The organism is Alteribacter natronophilus (assembly GCF_006007885.1).
Lineage (GTDB): Bacteria > Bacillota > Bacilli > Bacillales > Salisediminibacteriaceae > Alteribacter > Alteribacter natronophilus.
Genome location: NZ_VCRO01000024.1, coordinates 1 through 322 on the forward strand (window position 1 = coordinate 1; position 322 = coordinate 322).

1 protein-coding gene is annotated in these 322 nt (G+C 35.4%); it reads left to right on the forward strand.

The window, feature by feature from the left end; all coding sequences use genetic code 11:
• A partial coding sequence (locus FGB90_RS19890) for a hypothetical protein (protein ID WP_210237272.1) occupies positions 1-204 on the forward strand: 204 nt, incomplete at its 5' end.
• Between the last annotated feature and the right edge of the window lie 118 nt (positions 205-322).

Consider the following 322-nt stretch of genomic DNA (forward strand, 5'->3'; position numbering starts at 1 on the left):
AACGCAGAGAGAAGAAAGGGAAATAATACGATAGAGCCGGAATCGTATCAAAACGCAGAAAGAAGAAAGGGAAATAATACGATAGAGCCGGAATCGTATTATAACGCAGAAAAAAGAAAGAGAAATAATACGATAAAGCCGGAAACGTATTATAACGGAGAAAAAAGAAAGAGAAATAATACGATAAAGCCTGAATCGTATTAAAACGGAGAAAAAAGAAAGAGAAATAATACGATAGAGCCGGAATCGTATCAAAACGCAGAAAGAAGAAAGGGAAATAATACGATAGAGCCGGAATCGTATCAAAACTCAGAAAGAAGAA